Origin of the sequence: Streptomyces sp. KR55 (assembly GCF_052245645.1) — a bacterium.
GTDB classification, from domain to species: Bacteria; Actinomycetota; Actinomycetes; order Streptomycetales; family Streptomycetaceae; genus Streptomyces; species Streptomyces flavusporus.
In genome coordinates this window covers 1-836 of the sequence record NZ_JBQQCE010000972.1, presented here as the reverse complement: position 1 = coordinate 836, position 836 = coordinate 1, and the positions used below count along the sequence as shown (strand labels likewise).

General features: G+C 70.1%; 1 protein-coding gene. It reads left to right on the top strand.

Annotated elements, in window-relative coordinates; genetic code table 11:
* Positions 1-836, top strand: an 836-nt coding sequence (locus ACTWQJ_RS51875) for a transposase (RefSeq protein ID WP_443313277.1), incomplete at both ends; no start/stop codon positions are given.

The following is an 836-nucleotide window of genomic DNA, read 5'->3' as shown; positions in this document are numbered from 1 at the left end:
CGACCTCTCGCCGGTGCTGGCGGACTACACCGAGAAGCGCGGCTACCCGCCCTACGATCCCCGGCTGATGGTGCGGCTGCTGATCTACGGCTACACCACCGGGGTGCGCTCCTCGCGGGCGATCGAGCGCAAGTGCACCGACGACGTCGCATTCCGGTTCCTGACCGCCGACCAGGCCCCGGACTTCCGCTCGATCGCCCGGTTCCGCCGCCGCCACCTGGACGCGCTCGCCGACCTGTTCACCCAGTCGCTGCACCTCGCGCAGAAACTCGGCATGGTCAAGATGGGCCGCGTCACCCTGGACGGCACGAAACTGGAGGCAGGCGCCTCCAAGCGCAAGGCGATGAGCTACGGCCGCCTGGTCGACGAGGAGGAGTGGATCGAGGCCGAGACAGCGGCCCTGGAGGCCCAGGCCCAGGCGCTGCTGGCCGACGCGCAGGCCACCGACGAAGCCGAGGACCAGATGTTCGGCACCGACGGCAAGGACACCGACCTGCCCGCCGAGCTGGACCGCCGGGAGAAGCGCCTGGCCAAACTGCAGGCCGCTCGCGCGCAGATCGAAGCCGAGGCCGCCGCCAAGGCACGCCGCCACGCCCAGGACAAGGAACGCCGCCGTCAGGAGCGTGGTGGCATCAGCGACGAGCAGGCCGTCACCGACGCCGGGGACAAGGCCGCCGCGAAGGCGCGTCCCAAGCCCAAGGCGCAGGCCAACTTCACCGACCCCGACTCGCGGATCATGAAGAACAGCGACGGCGCCTACATCCAGGCATACAACGCCCAGGCCGTCGTGGACGAGAAGCACCAGGTCATCACCGCCGCCGACGTGACGACCAACC